This is a genomic window from Pantoea sp. S62, from assembly GCF_016658625.1.
Taxonomy (GTDB): Bacteria; Pseudomonadota; Gammaproteobacteria; order Enterobacterales; family Enterobacteriaceae; genus Pantoea; species Pantoea vagans.
Window position 1 is genome coordinate 81,340 of sequence record NZ_JACVVI010000012.1, and the last position, 18,984, is coordinate 100,323.

At 49.7% G+C, this 18,984-nt stretch carries 13 protein-coding genes; 6 read left to right on the forward strand and 7 right to left on the reverse strand.

Annotated elements, in window-relative coordinates:
• The first annotated feature begins 2,029 nt into the window (after positions 1–2,029).
• Positions 2,030–3,103, forward strand: coding sequence for a RepB family plasmid replication initiator protein (locus tag IBT54_RS16970; protein ID WP_013356653.1), 1,074 nt, complete (start codon positions 2,030–2,032; stop codon positions 3,101–3,103).
• Positions 3,104–4,586: 1,483 nt separating this feature from the next.
• Here IBT54_RS16970 and IBT54_RS16975 read toward each other — a convergent pair.
• The 3 genes from IBT54_RS16975 to IBT54_RS16985 form a co-directional block, all read right to left on the reverse strand.
• Positions 4,587–5,774 carry a diguanylate phosphodiesterase gene (locus IBT54_RS16975; protein WP_041456342.1) on the reverse strand — a complete coding sequence of 396 codons (1,188 nt, stop codon included), beginning with the start codon at positions 5,772–5,774 and terminating at the stop codon, positions 4,587–4,589.
• A 306-nt stretch (positions 5,775–6,080) separates the two neighbouring features.
• Complete coding sequence (locus IBT54_RS16980) at positions 6,081–7,865, reverse strand: GGDEF domain-containing phosphodiesterase (protein ID WP_013356496.1); 1,785 nt, start codon at positions 7,863–7,865, stop codon at positions 6,081–6,083.
• 513 nt (positions 7,866–8,378) lie between these two features.
• Positions 8,379–8,603 (reverse strand): DUF3606 domain-containing protein, encoded by a 225-nt coding sequence (locus IBT54_RS16985; RefSeq protein WP_013356498.1) that lies wholly within the window; start codon positions 8,601–8,603, stop codon positions 8,379–8,381.
• Positions 8,604–8,974: 371 nt separating this feature from the next.
• Between IBT54_RS16985 and IBT54_RS16990 the strand changes: the two genes are divergently transcribed.
• The gene (locus tag IBT54_RS16990) at positions 8,975–9,214 is read left to right on the forward strand and encodes a hypothetical protein (RefSeq protein ID WP_013356499.1); all 240 of its coding nucleotides are present in this window, start codon (positions 8,975–8,977) and stop codon (positions 9,212–9,214) included.
• A gap of 174 nt (positions 9,215–9,388) precedes the next feature.
• Positions 9,389–9,877: an Hsp20 family protein gene (locus IBT54_RS16995; RefSeq protein WP_201252521.1), complete on the forward strand. Its 489-nt coding sequence runs from the start codon at positions 9,389–9,391 to the stop codon at positions 9,875–9,877.
• Positions 9,878–9,950: 73 nt separating this feature from the next.
• On the opposite strand, the gene IBT54_RS17000 is transcribed toward IBT54_RS16995, so the two are convergent.
• The 3 genes from IBT54_RS17000 to IBT54_RS17010 all read right to left on the reverse strand — a co-directional run bounded on the left by IBT54_RS17000 (position 9,951) and on the right by IBT54_RS17010 (position 12,514).
• Positions 9,951–10,715: a MerR family transcriptional regulator gene (locus IBT54_RS17000; protein ID WP_201252522.1), complete on the reverse strand. Its 765-nt coding sequence runs from the start codon at positions 10,713–10,715 to the stop codon at positions 9,951–9,953.
• Positions 10,716–10,916: 201 nt separating this feature from the next.
• On the reverse strand, positions 10,917–11,126 hold the full coding sequence (locus tag IBT54_RS17005) for a CsbD family protein (RefSeq protein WP_010256969.1): 210 nt from the start codon (positions 11,124–11,126) through the stop codon (positions 10,917–10,919).
• Positions 11,127–11,299: 173 nt separating this feature from the next.
• Entirely contained in the window at positions 11,300–12,514 is a 1,215-nt protein-coding gene (locus IBT54_RS17010) for a diguanylate phosphodiesterase (protein WP_201252523.1), read from the reverse strand.
• A 946-nt stretch (positions 12,515–13,460) separates the two neighbouring features.
• Here IBT54_RS17010 and IBT54_RS17015 point away from each other — a divergent pair.
• Positions 13,461–13,694, forward strand: coding sequence for a DNA polymerase V subunit (locus IBT54_RS17015; RefSeq protein WP_147789859.1), 234 nt, complete (start codon positions 13,461–13,463; stop codon positions 13,692–13,694).
• A gap of 79 nt (positions 13,695–13,773) precedes the next feature.
• On the opposite strand, the gene IBT54_RS17020 is transcribed toward IBT54_RS17015, so the two are convergent.
• Positions 13,774–14,103 (reverse strand): hypothetical protein, encoded by a 330-nt coding sequence (locus IBT54_RS17020; protein ID WP_201252524.1) that lies wholly within the window; start codon positions 14,101–14,103, stop codon positions 13,774–13,776.
• Positions 14,104–14,746: 643 nt separating this feature from the next.
• Here IBT54_RS17020 and IBT54_RS17025 point away from each other — a divergent pair.
• Both IBT54_RS17025 and IBT54_RS17030 read left to right on the forward strand, forming a co-directional pair.
• A complete protein-coding gene (locus IBT54_RS17025) occupies positions 14,747–16,405 on the forward strand; it encodes a methyl-accepting chemotaxis protein (protein WP_095708321.1) in 1,659 nt (552 codons plus the stop codon).
• 615 nt (positions 16,406–17,020) lie between these two features.
• Positions 17,021–18,946, forward strand: coding sequence for a methyl-accepting chemotaxis protein (locus tag IBT54_RS17030; RefSeq protein ID WP_201252525.1), 1,926 nt, complete (start codon positions 17,021–17,023; stop codon positions 18,944–18,946).
• The last annotated feature ends 38 nt before the right edge of the window (positions 18,947–18,984 follow it).

The window sequence follows — 18,984 nt, forward strand, 5'->3', positions numbered from 1 at the left end:
AATTTTCTATATATCCATTTATATCAATACCTTACAAGAATATTTGCTTGGTTAAAATCTGCAGCGAAAATGGGTTTTTATAAAATATTCTTTTAACTATAAATAGTGGCTTAACGTTAGTGGAAAGTCTAAGTGGTCACCCTGGCAGTACTCTCTTTTTGATAATAAAACCTTGCTCCCTCAAAAAAATAGATATCAGCCTTATACATTACCAAACTAACCTTTTCTGACTTTTAAGATCATCGCAATCGAAATCGAAGAATTTCTTTTCTGGCCCGGAGCCGATCTGTCAGCAATGTAAGCTTTGCTAAGAGCCAGGCGTAGACATGACTTCTTCGAGAAAGTCTATAAAGGCAAAGCTATAGGATGCGATGCTTTACTCACTTTCTTAATAAATCTGCAAAAGAGAGGAAATGTATCGAGCCAGGCTGAAACCCTATACATCAACTATCGGGCTGTGAACTTCTACACGAAAAATGGTTATATGCGTATTGGAGTTACAACTCCTGTATAGGCAGGACAGAATCTGTCTGTTCCTCTAAGAAATGGTGCTGGTCGTAAGCTTGTCAGAAATTCATATCCTCTTATAACTTTCAATTACGATTTGTTTATAGTCTGTGTGGATGCTTCTCACAGAGTCCTGCAGCATTTGTCACTGCATCTGACAGAGATTCTATTCTTATCGCTGACAGACTTTGATCCCCATAAAGATGTTTTATTTATAGTGTTAGCTTTAGCGGTTTCATGAATACTGTGATGAAACATTGAGATCTGTGAATAGGGCAGGGGATTGAGAGTAACAGGCCAGATAGTAATAACCAGTAACACGCCGCATAAGCAGCAAAAGGAAATCCGCATAATTTAAACATCGTCTGTTCGGTATGTGTACGGGTATGACAACCAACTTTCTTTTTCCCTCGTGATAAACGATCGTATGCAGTTACCTGATGATGAGACTATGCATAACAAATTTCTTTATGAGCTGGATTTATCAGGTTGGGGAAAAGTATCAATTGCTACGCTAACTTATCGCTGTCTGAATTCATTCAGGAGCCAGTTGGACTTAATGAGTCCATCTTCAACCTCTTGAAACGTTATTTCTGAGATCATAAGCAGGGTGTTTTCACTATGAAAATATGGAAAAACTACTTGTTTATCAGATAGATAAATCATTAAATTCATGGTGAAAATCTGTTCTTTACTCATGAGCGTTTATTTGAAGAGCTTGGAGATATTCACTCTGGGCTTTAAACCTTAATCTCTTTATGGTTATTGGCACATACCCGATTAAATGCTTTGCCCTGTCAGCAACAGATTGCTCCCACACCTAATAACTCGCTCAGAACCTGCTTATAGAATTCTTCATCTCGTATCTGCAGTTGAAAACCCGTTTGATCTCAGCTTTGGTTATTGCTGAATCGTGTCTGTTTTATCCCCGTTATTCACAGGCCAGATCCAATTGGTCGATCCTCAATAGATCAAATTGAGATCCTTAACAGATCCCAACAGGCTTTGAAGCCACGCAGCACAAGGTCTGAAAGGGTGTTGGTATCCACTGTAGCGAGAAGAACAACCACTGCAGAGAGCACAATAACCACTATAGCGAGTAAAGCAACTGCGCTGGCGAGTACTCAACAACCACTGTAGCGAGTAGATAACACTTTTTCATGTGCATAACCCCCGATTGAGCACACCCGCTGCAGTTTTAGAGTCTTTGGCAAGGAAACAGGATAAAAACGGAGATTCTGATTAACCGGGGGGTAGGCTTTTTTAACGGGTTATCCACCGAGCAGATCCAATAACAGATCCACATAAGATCCTTTTTAAGTTCCTTAAAGATCCCCGTAGAGCCTCAGCCCCTGGTATCACTGCGATAAAGAAGGTTAGCTAACCACTGTAGCGAGTAAAACAACCACTGTATCGAGATAAATAACCACTATGGCAAGTAGATTAACCGCTATAGTGAGTGCTAGTATCCACTGTATTGAGTAACAGCGGCTCTCGCCTGTTCACATTACGGATCTTCCTAATGCCAAGAAAAGAACCAGATATCCTGAACATAGCTGATGCGTTTAGCGAAACAGACAAGCGTACAGGCGAAGTTGTTACTCTAACGCCCAACAGTAATAACACCGTGCAGCCAGTCGCGTTGATGCGTCTCGGCTTGTTTGTTCCAACGCTGAAATCCACAGCGCGCAGTCAGAAAAACCAGATGAATGCGATGGATGTGACTCAGGATCTGAAACAGTTATCTCTGGTCAGATCGGAAGGGTATGACAACATCAAGATTCTGGGTGCCCGGCTGGATATGGATAATGATTTTAAGACCTGGGTTGGGATCATTCGCGCATTCGCCACGCATGAGTGTCTGGGAGACACGGTAACGCTCTCGTTCGTAGAATTTGCAAAACTCTGCGGCATACCTTCTGCGCGCCTCTCATCGAAGCTCAGGAGCCGTCTGGACGCTTCGCTGACGCGGATTGCGTCTAATACCCTGACTTTTACCAGCAAGGGCGGAGAGAACTACACAACGCATCTGGTGCAGTCCGCCAAATACAGCGTCAAAAAGGACACGGTGACCTTACAGGCCGATCCCAAAATCTTTGAGCTATATCAGTTCGACAGAAAGGTTCTGCTGCAGCTTAAGGCTATTAACGAGCTGGCACGCAAAGAGTCCGCTCAAGCGCTTTATACGTTCATTGAAAGCCTTCCGCCTAAACCTGCACCAATATCCATGGCACGCCTGCGTGCAAGGCTTAACCTTACGTCGCGCGTGATCACCCAGAATGCGACAGTCAGGAAAGCGATGGAGCAGTTAAAAGAGATTGGTTATCTCGATTATACCGAGACCCGCCGCGGCTCTTCCGTGTACTTCTGGGTCCATTATCGTCACCCCAAGCTGCGCCCGGCCGAACTGCCGCTCAGCAAGGCAGACCTGATCGATGATGAGATGGACGAGTTTGACGATATGGACAACGATCTCACTATTATTGATGTCAATCTGCCTGAACCGGTGGGTGAAGATGAAAGCAGTGAACTTGTCATGGTATCGCGTGAGGAAAAAGAGTTACTGAATAAAATCAGGAAACAGAAAAAGCGTTAGATGCCTGTTCACCACACAGTTCATGGCTGACCCATCCTGCAGCCTGCTAACCACTATAGCGAGAGATGGGCTGTTTAAGGGTATCTGACAGCCCTAACCACTATAGCGAGTTAGATTACTCGCTATAGTGGTTAGCCCCTTTCCGAAAGAGCATCAATATCCAGATGCGCCTGCCTGAAAACATCCTGCAATTTGCTGTGGTCTTCCATTCCGCCTCCCGGACCCAGAGGGTGCATTGGACTTCACAAGAGATCTACTTCCCGTAGTGGTTAGCCAGTACGTGGCTTCACTGTAAACGCTGCAATAAGGCGTTATCGTGTTTATCACTCTCTATAGTGGTTAGTCAGGTCTGGTTAACAGAATGCGGATTCTCCTCCCAATGCCATCTGACGTGTTCCGCAGGCGATATTCAGCTCTTCGGTTTTACTCGCTACAGTGGTTATCGCCATTCTGAAATGGCTATCTCATGCTGGTTTGCCTCATTCTGCCCAAAAGATTTACACGCTACAGTGGTTTTCTGGAGATTTATTGGCTGATGCGTTCAGATAATGATCAGGTGACAGACCCAGTTCTTACAACATTCTCGCTACAGTGGTTATTTTTTTGGATTGAGGGGCGATATTACTCGCTATAGTGGTTAGCAGTATCATTTTACTCTACCTGTTAATGACATTTAGCTAGTTAAAGTGAGTGCTTACTATCAATATTTATCTCTCATAGCATGATGAGAACAAAAAATTAGCATAGCAGGTAAGGTCAGCCAGGCACTCGCTACAGTGGTTGTGTTACAGGATGAGCAGAATGATTTCGTCAACAGAACAAAGCTATTTTAGCGAATAACAGCGCAAAACAGGGCAGGGCTATCACTCCGTTCCTGCTACATGCAACTCCTCACACGACCTTTTTACTCGCTATAGTGGTTATGCCGCATGGAAATCGTGCGTGGTGCACTGTTGAGCATAGATAATCTTAGGCTCCTCTTTCTGGATCACTTACTCGATACAGTGGTTATCATGTGAGAACAGAGGTGAGCAGGTACTCGCTACAGTGGTTATCTGAGCGTTTATCGTCTGCCTGAGTGATTTATCGGCATAATCCGGATGAATATTGCGCAACATACTGGCTACAGTGGTTGTCATAAACGCTTCGGGCGCACCTTTGCTCGCTATAGTGGATATTTGTCACATTCTATACCCTGATAGTGCAGTTCAGTCTCAGATTTACTTCCTATAGTGGTTAACCTGTAAGCGTTACTCGCTATAGTGGTTATCAGAAAATGTATGCCGGAAATGCGTCAGAAGCTCATTCAAAAATGCAGTATCGCGTCTAGGATTTACAAAAGAAGCTTAGAATGCGCAGATAAATAAAGGGGAGTAGGGAGGGCCTGTTAATCATGCCTTTTCCTGAGAGTCGGCACGGCCATAAATGAAAAAAGCGGCCGCTCGCTGGCGTACCGCTTTAAAATTATTAAGACCGCGTACGGTTACATCGCTTCGCGATATTCCGGCCAGGCGACCGATTGGGCCTCATAGCGGCCCGCAGATGCGAACAGCGTACCCTGGAAATTGATCACACCTGCAGCTTCCAGCCACATCCACTCTTCAGCCTGTACGATCCCAGCCGCGATAACGGTGATCTCCAGCGCTGAGCAGCACTTGATGATTGCCTGCACCACCGCCTGCTTTGGCCCACTGCGATGAACGTCGCGGGTGATACCGGCATCGATACGGATACGGTCGGGCTGAATATGAGTCAGCAATGACAATCCCGCGGAGCCGTCTCCAAAATTGTCGATAGACAGGCTGATCCCGAACGCTTTTAACGCGCGTACGGCTTCAGAGAACGCATCCAGCTGTGAAATCACGCCGGTTTCACTCACACCAATAACCACCTGCTCCGGCACCAGACCCGCCTGCTGAATGGCTGCCACAATGTGCTCAACGGCGTCGGGTATGACAACCAGCGTCATTGGCAGCAGACTCACGTAGAGCGTCATACCATCGGGACAAACCAGGCCAGCGTGGGCAAAGGTTTTCTTCACGGTTTCCAGATCGTCAACATAAAGCCGGTCGCCGGAAATTTCACCGGTCAGCGCCGGACGCAGGGTGACAGCTTCAATGGCGGTCACCTGACGCGCCAGTGGATCGACCACCGGCCGGAAGCTCACCCCTTCTGTCTCCGGACGGGAATCCGGCACATTAGTGTGCTCTGAAATAAACTCCCAATAACCTGGCGGCAGAACCTCGTAGTAGTTTTCTTTCTCGCGTGACTCAACAAAAGTACGCAGGAATTGCAGTGCCCGATCATCATAGGTCAGGCGATATTTAGACGTACCTTTGTCCAGGACCGCCTGCAGCAGTGATGAGCGATCGTGTTCGCGCAGATCAAACAGCGACATGCCCGCATTACCAAAACGTCGGGAAGGCGCATAGTCGCGCATTAACTCCACCACATTATGATGCCGGCGATCGGCACAGATTCGCTGATAAACGGCCTGAATGCCCGCTTCCGGGCCTTCAAGTAACTGGAAGAAATGGGTGCCGTTGAATAACAGGATACCGGTTACATCGTGGGTAGTATTGATTTTGCTGGCGTTGTCGACCATTTCCGGAAGGGTTCTGACCGGAAAGTCATCTGAAATATGGCTGCGATAGATTATGGTGGTAAGCATGTGCAGCTCCGTTTTACGTGATTGTTGCGGACACGCTAACATTGTTCAAAAAATGTTTCACCTTTACTTGGTTACTGTCGCACAGACTGCACCAGAGCAGGTGGCACTAAGCGAAGCGGCAAATTGGCAGATCTGAATTCAGTTACCTTAATGGTAATAATGCTGCTGGATCTCCGCAGAGAAGCTCATTTCAGTGCATCATAAATAAGACCGCCATCAGGGCGGCCTTGTGGCTTTAGCGGAAAGTTAATCCGCAGCTCAGCAGTGACATAAGCGCAATGTTCAACACAGGTATAGCCTGCAGGTTTAATGACACTCACCACGCAATTTCCAGTGAAGCCAGTGATCCAGCGCCTCTTCGTTTAATGGCCTGGAATAGAAATAGCCCTGAGCCTGATCGCAGCCATATTCTGTCAGGGATGTCACGGCGTCAGGACACTCAACGCCTTCTGCCACCACCGTATAGTCCAGCTCTTTGAGCATGGCGATAATGCTGCGGGCAATAATGCGTGAAGCCGTATCTGAAGAGAGTTCACTGATCAGAGAGCGATCCAGCTTGATAACATCGAGCGGCATACGGCGCAGATAGCTGATATTGCTGTAGCCTGCGCCAAAATCATCGAGTGAAATCGTGAATCCCCGTTCTCTGAGCATCTCCAGTCCGCGAAGGGCGGTGGGGCTTTCCAGGATACGTTCTGTCTCCAGGCATTCGATGCCCAGCAGCGAAGTCGGAAGCTTAGACTTCAGCATTTTGCTTTCCAGCGCGGATGCAAATCCCTCGCATGCAAAATCGCGTACGCTGACGTTGATGGTCAGTGGCAACTGAATACAGTTATTACGCAGTCGTCTGAGACGTTCAACGGCCTGATCGATAATCCAGGCGGTGAGCACCGAGAGCAGATCGGTCTGCTCAGCCAGTGGAATAAAGGCGGCAGGTGAAAGTTCCCCTCTGCTGGGATGTCGCCAGCGGATGAGCGCTTCCAGGCCCACCGGTTTGCCACTCTGCAGGCAAATCTTAGGCTGATAGACCATATAAAGCCCGATGTTATCGCGCAAAGCGGTTTTCAGATCGGTCATCAGCAGGAAATCTTCTGAGCGCTGTGTTTCCGCCTCAATATCAAAACGCTGAGAGGGCAGTCCGCGCCCGACAGCTTCATTCAGCGCGCTGACCGCGCGGCGTAACACTTCCGACGCTGACATGCTGCCGGCAACAAAGGCCGCCTCACCGGTATGAGGCGTCAGTGCAACTGACAGCCCCTCATCCATGTCTGCACTGATACCCTCCAGGCGACCGGCGACCCAGGCTGCACTCAGTCTGCTATCAGCACGGGTCAGAATGGCAAACCGCCCTGTGGCCACGGTGTAGATCATTTCACCCACCGCCGGGCGCAGGCGCAGCGGCAGCAGGGTAGCCATATCCTTCAGCAGGCTTTCAACCGGATTCATTCCCATGGTGCGGGCCAGTTCATAAGCACGTGACATGTCGATGCAATCAATCAGCACCAGACGGCGTGGCGTGGTGTCACCAGCCACGGCCAGATATTGTAAATCACGTATCAGGCGCTGACGGTTAGGCAATCCGGTCACCGGATCGCAAAAACCAGCGGAATGCCAGGCTTCAAGAAAGGACATGACCAGCGTGGAGAGCAGCGTTAATGTCGTCACCTGCTCAACGGCAAAAGCATGCGGCTCGGTGTCGGTAACACAGAGCGTGCCCAGAATAATGCCGTCGCGGGTTTTCAGAGGCACACCGGCATAAAAGCGAATAAAAGGTGAGCCGGTGATCAGCGGATGCGTCACGAAACGCGCATCGTGATAGGTATCCGGGACGATCACTGCGCTGTCGCTGTCTACCACATGACGGCAGAGTGAATCCCCACGCGTTGAACGTTGCAGATCAAAGTTATGTGACGCCCGTACGGTCTGGAACTCGTCATCCAGCACAGAGATAAAGCTTCCCGGGATGCCCAGGGCCTGACTGGCTAACCGGACAAATTTTCGCAGAACGTCATCGCGACTTTCGTCAGGGTCACGCAGTGCCTGCAAAGCACGACTTCGGCGTTCATTGTCGCCGTTTAGATTCTTGAGCATGTGTGTGTAACCTCCGCACCGGCTGATTACGGAGCGAAAAAAGAAAACTGTCCGGAGCGAAATTTCATTCGGGCGGCAGGAAATATAGCGTATTTTTTTATTTTCATCCTGATGATAAGGGACTATGCGGCGGGTGTCTCTTAATATTTTCTTTAACGCATAAAGGCGATATTTACGATTCGAAAATTTAATCGAAGCGGTGCCTGATTATTTACCTTTTATATTTTCAGCCCGGCGCAGCAGCGCTGTTAAGGTTTATTCCCGGGCAGAAAATCAATAAGCATTCAGGATGGTTACTATTATTTCTAAGTTGGTTTTCAGGGGGAACAGTCATGATGCCGGAGGCAGGATCGGTATGCGCAGACTACTCAGCGGGATAACCTCTTCAAACACAACGCAAAAGCCGGGCAGAAACCCGGACCGGCAGAGATGACCTGTCAGCGTGCTCCCGGCTGATGCAGGCCAATCCACCGCAAGGCCGGCGTTAACACAGCGTTTCTGTCAGCAATCAGCTTAACGTTTGATGCCATTCAGAGATTGAGCCGGGCGGCGTGGGGGCGGGTTCTGTTCCAGCCAGTCACGCACCTGTTCGGTCCGCGCGCCGCTTTCTCGGATCGCGCGTGTCAGCCTTTCCTGGGTTGTCCTCAGCTCCTGAGTCCAGTAGGTGATTTGCCACTGCTCACGAATTTCCACATGCGACAGATCGTCGGGTGAGCGACGCTGGATGGGATTTTTCATTTATTATCCTCCTCTGGTTTCAATGATGCAGCCTGAACAGGAACCTCAGGCTAAACATCTATCCTGATGAAGAAAGCGGCATTGAGGTAGCGGATTAATCCCTGAATGGTCCTTAAGTCAAATAACAGGATAATTCCTGGCGGAAGAAATAAAGCATTCTAAGGAAATAGGAAAAGTACTGCGAGGACGAAATATGCCGCTTCGCTTACAGAAAAATTTCGCTTAATTGTTGAATCTGAAATTTGACATTTAAGCAAAATAGTCAATTATTCTCTGGTCTTTTCGCTGTGAGCGCTTTCAGGCCGCTTCGCTTTAATTGCTGGCGAAGCGCTGTGCTTTTGCGTTTTTAATCATGTTGAAGGAGTGTTTGTTTGGTTAATCGTCCCCCCAAGCCGCCTGTGGTTGTCCAGAGTAATGTACGTGAACTTCGTCTTGCCGCTGGCCTCTCACAACAGAGCGCCGCTGAGCGTTTTGATCTTAGCCTGAGAGTCTGGCAAACCAAAGAAGCGGCAGGTAATCCGACGCTACTCAGTCAGGGTGAATATGAACTGCTGTTATTACTGGCGGGTTGCCATCCGCATTTCACTCTTGCGCCTCAGAGCAAAAAGTAACGGCTCAGTTAATACCCTGAAATGTATTTCTGTGATAACCGGCCGTATAGTCACGTTAAAAAAAATCTATTAAGCTACTTGAAAGCGGACAACCGATCCCTATTTTAGCGATGATCGGGAATATCATACCGGTCAGATGAACTTTTGGATGAACCTGTTCAGGAGATTATCACCATGTCTGTACAACAGTTTTCTGTTTTTCCTTCGCTGACGGATTCTGTCTTTTCAGACCGTTTTAGCCGTATCGATAAATTGTTCAGCCAGCTGACTGGCGACAAGCCGGTGACGTCAGTTCCCGCTTACGATCTGCAGCGGGTTGAGGATAACCGCTACGCGCTGACCGTCAGCGTACCCGGCTGGAAAGAGCATGAGCTGGAGATAGAACTACGTGGCGGCCGGCTTTCCGTGGCAGGTCAACGGGATGATGCATCCGGGGAGTCGTCCGGCGAAGCTCGGCAGGAGAACAGCAGCTGGATCCATCGCGGCATTTCCCGGCACGATTTCCAGCTAAGCTTTTCGATTCCGGAGCACATGAAGGTGACCGGCGCCAGCCTGGCGGACGGTTTACTCAGCATTGATTTGATCCAGGAAATACCGGAGAGCGAGAAACCGCGTCGTATCCCGATTGCGATCGGCGGACCACGAACGCTGGAACATCAGTAATGTGAACAAGGCGGAAGCGGCTAAGGCTGTTTCCGCCCTTTTAACTAGCTGGCAGGGAAGAAGGTCAACCGCGTCAGGCGCTGGCAGACATCGGGCAGATGGGCGATTGCACGCCAGTATTTGTTCCGGTCAGCATAACAGGATCACCCGCCTCCAGGCTGGCGTGAAATGCCGCCTTCATCGATGCACTGATACCATCGCCACACCACATCAGATGATGCTCAAAGCGGCGATGCGCTACAGCGGGAACACCGCATGCGGCCGCTGCGACTTCAACCCGAAAGCCCTGTCCGTTGAGCCGTATCGCCTCCATCCAGATCTCGGTTTCATCCGTTACGCTGACCGCTTCAAGAAACAGTGGTACGGTGCTGCGTCGCCGTGCGGCCAGCGACAGGCGCTCCCACTGGCCGATGATGGCACTATGAAAACGCTGCTGACGCTGGGCTGCTCCTTCGCTGAGGTCAGAACGCAGCCAGAGGTTGAGCGGCCGCAGATAGCGATTAACATAGTCATCACCACAGTAGTCGGTATTCATCATCTGCAGTTCACGTTCAACATCTGCGTCCGGATTGTTCGCCAGCAGTTGCAACATATCCTCTTCCCGGCAGGCCCAGCCGCCGGGCAGCGTGACGCTGGGCCAGTTAAGGGCAGCATGGATATCAAACAGCGTATGGCCTCCTGATGTCATTTCACGAACGCAGAGCGCGCGCGTGAGCTGCTGATCTGAATAGCCAGCAGGGCCAGGCGGTGTGATCAGCCCGGCCCGGCGCCAGCGACGCAGGGTTTCAGGAAGAACACCGACGAGACCACATACGGTGTCGGTAGAGTGGTGAGGCATAGTTGATATCCGGGAAGTGTTGCAATCCCATGATCGGGAAAGATGGCCGCATTATGCGCGCCAGGAATAAATAAAGAAACAATCATTTCCATAATCTGTCCCTGCAACAGGTACAGAGGTGTCAGAGAGTAAATGAACAGACGGAGAGAAGGGCTGACGGGCAGGTGCCGGGCGCAGAGACGCCCGGCGATTAAGAACGCTTTACCAGTGGTACTTGTTGGAATCTTCCCACTCTTTTACTTCTTTTTCGGCACGGTCTTTCTCGTAGCCGTAGCGTTCCTGAATTTTACCGACCAGCTGATCGCGCTTCCCTTCTACAACGGTCATATCATCATCCGTAAGATCACCCCATTTTTCCTTGACCTTACCTTTGAACTGCTTCCAGTTGCCGCCAATGCGATCTTCGTTCATGGTGATTCTCCCAATTCCGGTTGTTATCCAGGGACCTGATGAATATCTGTCCTGCCAGAAGGCTGTCAGATGGATCAAGCATGGCACAGCTTTTGCTTTTTGCAGCGAAGCGGTGTGAGCCGCTTCAAACTATGAGCAAAAGGGCAGGCAGGGAGGTATTTCTGCCGGGGAAATCACGGGCGTCGTGCAGGCCAGCTAACAGCAGGCAGAGCATTAAGGGCAGGGCGGGCAAACAGAAAGCCTTGGTAATAACGGACCCCGGCACCTTCCAGCCAGAGCCACTCTTCAATTTTCTCGACGCCTTCCGCAATGACCGTGATTTCCAGCGCCTGACAGCATTTAAGGATGGCCAGCACAATCGCCTGACGCGGGCCGCTGCGATGAATATCGGTAATCAGCTTGCGATCGATCTTAACTTTGTCAGGCTGGAAATCGGCCAGCAGCGACAGGCCTGCGAAACCGGCACCGAAATCATCAAGGGCCAGGCTGATTCCGGCTGCTTTCAGCTGGCGCACAGCAAACTGAAAGGCATCGAAGCGGGAGATGACCTCATCTTCAGTCACCTCAACCACCACCTGCTCAGGGCGCAATCCCTGTTGCCTGATCTGCTGAATGAGATGTTCAACCGCATCGTCGATCACCACCAGCGACATAGGCAGCAGGTTGACGGAGATCGTCTGCTCCCGCAGACCGAGATGTCTGGCCAGCTGAAACGCATAGGTTTTGGAATGGAGATCCGCCTGATAACGCTCGCCTTCCGGCAGCTGTGAAAAGTAGTCTGCGGGTGGTGCGCCCTGAAGACCGCGTATCAGGGCTTCGCAGGAGACAATCCGGCGATTCGCAGCGTCTACGATAGGCTGAAGCGCAAATTCACAGCGCTGATCCGCTGCAGGCTGCAGGGGTGGCCGGGCACTGACGGTAAGAGGCGCAGTCAGTGTCCACTCGCTGGCAGGGGCAATCCCGATAAACGTTTCTTTATCTCTGCCTTCGACAAAAGAACGCAAAAACTTCACTACCCGGTCATGTCTGATTCGCTCATCAGTCAGGGTGACCCGTTTAAGCAGGGCTTCTACAACGGTATGTTTCTGATAGTCACGTAAATCAAACAAGGCCATACCGGCATGACCAAAGCGACGTGCAGGGGCGTAATCTCGCATCAGTTCAATCAGATTATAATGCCGATCATCCCGACTAATACGCTGAAAAACCGTGTGAACATTCTCAACGCTCCCTTCAAGCACCTGAAAAAAGTGCTGCCCGTCATAGAGCAGTATCCCGGTGACTTCAGCTTCAGCGTTTTTAATACTGGCGCGCTCCACCAGCGCTTTAAGCTTCTCTGGCGAGACCGAACCCGCAAGCTGGCTACGGTAAATCAGGGTGGAGAGCATAAGCAGACTCACATGACAGGAAGTTACTGATTAACCATACCACATAAATATTGATGGTTAAGGGCATAACTGCGGCCAATATATCGTTCTGCTTGCGGCATCAAACCGGGCATAGGGCAGGGTAATACTTCAGGCATTAAGCACACACATGTCAGATGGCGTCTCAATAATAAACCGGCGAATAAGCTGAGATAAAAGAAAAGCCCCCGCAAAAGCGGGGGCGAAGAGCGGATATAGCGCATTATTTTAACGTCACGACATCCCTGGTGAGGCGCCGGTCATTCGGGTTGTGCCTGATTATTACGCGCTTTATATTCTCCTTACCATGTTGTTCTGGCGGGATTATTAAGCGGGTAAAAATCAGTTTCTCTGATATTTCAGAAAATTGTCCTGATATTCAATCAACTGGTTTGGGCTTTTGATAATATCAGCACAGCCATTGAATTATCAGGTTACAAATCCACCACTTTTCCAGTCGCAATCTTAACGTCTTCAGCAGGTTTAACTGGTACGCGTAAACATTACCCGCCTGCAGAGTTAACTGCGTGTCGACATCTGCGGTATCTGAAAAAGTGCCCCCTGTAAAAGGGGGCAAGGGTAGGAGTCAGATCACTCTGGAACAGAAGTGGATTTCGTTGCAGAGCCATTTAAAGATAGGGCAAAACCGCTGTTATTTCCGCTGCGGTTAACGCTTTTTTTAGTTAGATATCAAATAATTAAAATGCTTATAATATAAAATAATGAGCAGTATCAGTCAGTTAATTGGATATGAAAACGATTACTAAGATTAGGATTAAAGTCCTGATCTGCCTGCGGCTACGGCTATTAATGGCCATAATTCCGGCATCCAAAGCATGTGAATGCAGACTTGACCGCCTGACGGATTAATTATACTGTTCATAAATACAGTGCTATTTCAAAAAAAAGCCGTTGTGGAGTCAATGTGATGTCACAGGATGATGAGATCTGGCAGGCGTTCAGAGAGGCGACAAGACAGGATGATGCCGGTCAGTTTACCGTCAGCACCCGGGATTTTGTGGCGGAGCTGCAACAGCGCAACGCACCACATACACTGCGAGCCGCAAATACCTGGATCGAGATGCATATCACAACCTTCAGTGATATCTCTGTTGAGCCTGGAGAGTGTCGCCTGTTTCAGATGCCTGCGGCGCGCGGTTAACACGCGCCGCAGAACGGAAATAACACCACAGTGCAGGTATTTCAGACACGTTGCTCTGGCAGATGCTGACTGAATGGCTTCAGAGCCTGGGCGAATGACGACCCATATCTGACCGATCCTGATAGTTAGGATTAGTGGGATAGCTCTTCTCGCAGGCCATGCGTGCCAGGTTGAGCGCAACTTTACGCTTTTTAAGCTTTAACTTTGGCAGCCACTCTTTGAACTGCGCCGTCAGCGACGCTGCCTGCTGTTCAGTTGTGACGCGACAGATAAACAGCTTGCTCTTCGTCTGGCGGCTGACATCAATGGCGTAGATTTCAAAGCCAGCACTGCACTCTTCATATTCAACATCCGTAAACTGCATGTGTGGCCAAAGACCGGTTCTGGTTTCAAATGTGGCTAAATCCATGAGAACTACCTTTTTATTGTAAGCATTATTGCTGCGCGACAGACTTAAGCCTGGTCGGGCCAGTGAGCATAGACCAGAATCAGCATTCCGCCAGTGAATTCCCTGATTTAATCTGGCCCTGACACAAATGGCTAAAATCTCAGAGATGTACCGCCAGGGTTCATCCGGCTACGTTCACACGTATCAGTTAATCTGATGACACGCCCACATTTCGAATTTTCGTCCCCGGCAACGCCTGTTATTCGCAGCACTGATTTTGCAGGATCTGTTGCCCTCTCTCATGGTGTTAATGTGCCTCTTAACAATAATTATCGTCAGCGATCCTGTTGAATTAGCAGGCTAATCATCAGATCCCAACTGACAGCATTTCAAGCCTGATCCTGACCATCGGGTTGTGTAAACAGCGTGTAAGCAGGCAGGCAGATTTTTGTCGGCATGCATTGTTAAAGGGGAAAGATGAAAGGGGAAAGATGAAAGGGGATCGATAACAGAGAACATCGTGAGGTAGTTCACTCTGTTACAGACGCAAGAAAAAATAAAAAAATATATCCTCCACGATCGATTAAAGCCCTGCAGACGAAAGCCGATAAAAATAATCCAGTTCAAACCAGGTTCACACTTATTTTCTCTCCAGGGGACGTTTATGACTATTACACAGCGTCTGGTATTGATTTTCTCACTGCTTGCAATGTCACTGATTGCACTGGTGATTATTTCTTTATCAGTGATTTCGGGCTTTCAATCCCGTTTTGAATACGTACAGGTGAATGCGATACCCAGCATTCGCGATCTCAACAAATCGATCAGTGTGACTAATCAGATAGGGATTGCTCTTTATCGCCACCAGAGCACTAACGATGCGACAAAACTCCCTGCTGCGGAAGAGCGCATTGAAAATCTGCTTCAGCAGGTTAAGTCATTGAATGATTATTACATGGCGAATGACATCTCCAGTGATGAAGATAAGGCGATGACCGAGCAGGCCTATAAAAATCTGGATGCGGTTCGCAGCGCATTACCGGAATTTCTTGCCGCATCACGCGCCCATAATGATGCTGTCACGCTTCCGTTACTCCAGAGTGATAATGGTGTGGGTGCTGCTGCCCGTAAAATGGAAGCGGATTTCACCCGTCAGATTCAGCTGAATATTGATATTGGCGAACAGCTCAGGGCTGAGAACAAGCGCATTTATTCGCAGACGCTGTGGGCGATGTCTGGTGGTTCGCTGCTGCTTGTTCTGCTGCTGGCCGGTTTCTCCGCTAAGGTGATCCTTGGCATTAAAAGGAGCCTCTCAGGCATCGTCAACACCATGACGCAGGTGAGTCATACGCTTGACCTGACCCATACCGCGGAAGTCAGCAGTAAGGATGAGATCGGCAAAACGGCGATGGCGTTTAACCAGTTGCTGTCACGCGTTTCCGGCACGCTGCTTTCGGTCAGTCACGCCGCGCAATCGGTCAGTGCCGGATCCACGCAGATTGCTGCAGGTAACGAAGATCTTTCTGCGCGTACTGAAGAGCAGGCGGCATCACTGGAGCAGACAGCAGCCAGCATGGCGACGCTGAGCGAAACGGTTCGTCAGAACTCAGAAGGCGCGCATCAGGCCAGCAGCCTGGCGAATAACGCCAATGACATGTCGATCCAGAATGGCACGTCAGTGAAGCAGATGCTCAACACCATGGATGAAATCCGTGCCAGCTCTGCCAAAATTTCTGAGATTACCGGGCTGATCGAAGGCATCGCCTTCCAGACCAATATCCTGGCACTGAATGCGGCAGTCGAAGCAGCACGTGCAGGTGAACATGGTCGCGGCTTTGCTGTGGTCGCGTCTGAAGTGCGTAATCTGGCGCAGCGTTCCTCATCTGCCGCACGTGAAATCAAAGACCTTATTTCAACGTCTGTTTCACAGGTGGAGCACGGTTTAGAGCAGGCCAGCGGCGTGGGATCAAACAGTGAAAATGTCCGTCAGGCGATTCAGCAGGTAGCCGATCTGGTCAATGAAATCGCCGCGGCGACGTCTGAGCAGAGCAAAGGCATTGAGCAGGTTCATCAGGCGATTGGCCAGATGGATGAGGTGACGCAACAGAACGCCTCACTGGTAGAAGAGGCTTCATCCGCCTCTAAATCCCTGCAGGAGCAGGCAGAGACGCTGTCAGGGCTGGTAGCGACCTTTACACTGGAGAGCAACCAGCGTGCCGCGCAGTCGCAACAGCCCGCTGGTGTACGCCGTCCGGTATTGCAGGCGAAGCAGCCTGATCGCCACACCGTCGACATGACTCAGGCGAACTGGGAAAGTTTCTAATCGCTGAGCAGTAAAATCCTGGCCTCCACACTGTGGGGGCTTTTTTTTATCTTTTATGAGCGAAATAAGAATAATTTTTATTTAAATAAAAATGAAATGAAATCGATTTCATTTTTAAAATATGCTGATCAAATTAACTCTTTAGAGTGAGGTGAGACTGTATCGATATATACAAGAAAAGAGTTCGTCAGGGTTAATAGCGTAATGGAGATTGATTCGATACAGTGCGGATGTCTGTTATCGGCGATAGATGCATTAACTTGAATTTCTTTATTTTCATAACGGTGATGCTGAAGTCAGGCTTACGACTAAAAATGCTGATATGTGAATTATTATTTTATGTTATTGATATTTATAAATATCTTGAGATTTAGCTTAGGTGAAACTTGCAGTAAATATCGTCATTTTATTCACTGTAAAATAACGCACCGCAATCTATACTCCTTTCTGCTGCGATATGCATTTCTGAAATTTCATACCAAACCCCTTTCTTCATAGCGTTATTGCGCTGCATGAGGCGTCTCTGGCTATGTCAAAGAAAGGGTAAAAATAATATGACACGAGAAATTTTGTGCACTACTCACCTGCACGCCCCACACATCAGAGCGGAAAAGAATGAAAAAAATACTCGACCGGATTAATTTGCCAGCAAAATTCCTGTTACTGGGAGCCTTTGCACTGGTGTTATTTATTTTACCTACCTTTCTGTTTATTCAGACAGGCAACCAGCTTATTGATACCAAAAAAGTCGAACTCACCGGTATTCCGGTTGAGAAAAAAGTCCTGCAGTTGCTGAACCTGCTGCAGCGCCATCGGGCGGAAAGCGCTATAGCGATTGGCCAGAACAAAATGGATAATCCGCCGCGCCTGGCCCTGGTCTCACAGATCAATAGCTTATCTGACAGCATTGCTGCCGATTTGCGTCAGAGCGATGAGCAGGCTCAGCCATTAAAGCGCCTTGAGCAGGTTAATCAGGAGTGGCGTCAACTGCAGGAAGATCTCAATGGCGGCCGGCTGACCCTGGCGAGCAGCCTGACGCGGCATACTCATCTGATCCAGGTGCTCCTGGACACCAGTCAGGATGTACTGGATTTTTATCAGCTCTCGCTGGATGCCGATTTAAACACCTATCAGTTGATCGTCAGTATTTACAGCCGTCTGCCGCTGCTCACTGAAACCCTGGGTCAGATTCGCGGCAATGGTGCTTCGCTAATTGCCAGCGGTAAAGCATCGGATGCCGATCGCAGTCGTCTGGCATTTCAGATAGATAATGGCAAAACGGCCTTATCACAGTTCAGCGGCAATATGGATAAGGTGTTCATGATTGAACCCGATCTTAAGACGACCTTTGGTGACCTGGCGGAGAATGCGAAACAGCAGGCCCTGAGTGCATTACAGCTGGCTGAGGGTGCCATTGTAACCGGACAGGTCAGCATTACCCCGGTTGAATATGTACGGGTCTTAACTGAGGCGATCAACCGCTACGGCATGCTGAGTACCCAGAGCAGCGCCCGTTTGCAGGCGTTACTGCAATCGCAGATTGATACGCGTCGTCAGGCACAGTATCTGCTGCTGGCGGGTTTGCTGGCGATTGCCGTGCTGTCCATCCTGCTGGCAGCTATGATCACCCGCTCTGTGACCCGCCCGGTCAAAGAAGCGGTCGAAGTGGCCAGTCGCGTCGCGGCGGGCGATCTGACAGCACAGCTGACGATTTCCGGCAGTAATGAAATGGCTGAACTGCTGAATGCGCTGATGCGGATGCAGCAGCGTCTTGCCCAGCTGGTTTCGGATATCAAAGTTAACGCCGCCACCATTGCCAACTCTTCAGAAGAGATTGCCCGAGGCAATGGTGATCTTTCGTCGCGCACTGAACAGCAGGCGGCTTCACTGGCTGAAACAGCGGCCAGTATGGAACAGCTGGCATCAATTATTCAGCAGAATGCGGATAACACCCGCTTTGCTTCTGATCGCGCAGAATCAGCGACGCAGGCGGCACTGTTAAGCGGCGCGGCGATGGATTCCGTAATGCAGACCATGCACAAAATCCGCGGCAGTTCGGGTCAGATTGAAGAGATCACCTCCGTGATCGACAGCATCGCTTTCCAGACCAATATTCTGGCACTAAACGCAGCGGTTGAAGCAGCGCGCGCCGGTGAGCAGGGCAAAGGTTTTGCGGTTGTCGCATCCGAAGTGCGGGCGCTGGCCCAGCGTTCAGCCAGTGCAGCAAAAGAGATCAAGAGCCTGATTGAGCAGTCGGTCTGTCACGCGCAGGAAGGGATTGCGATGGCGCAGAACGCAGGCGACAAAGTGAAGCAGAGCGTCAGTGCCATTGAACAGACCTCTCAGCTGATGCGTGATATCTCTTCTTCATCTGAGGAGCAGAGCAGTGGCATTTCGCAGGTCAATATTGCGGTGAACCAGATGGATCAGGTGACGCAGCAGAACGCCGTGCTGGTGGAAGAGTCGGCCTCCTCTGCTGATGAGCTTGCCGCACGCGCAGGACAGTTACGTACCATGGTTGCGGTGTTCCAGACAGCATAATAGTGTTAAAACAGCCGCCACCTGTGGGCGGCTGTTAT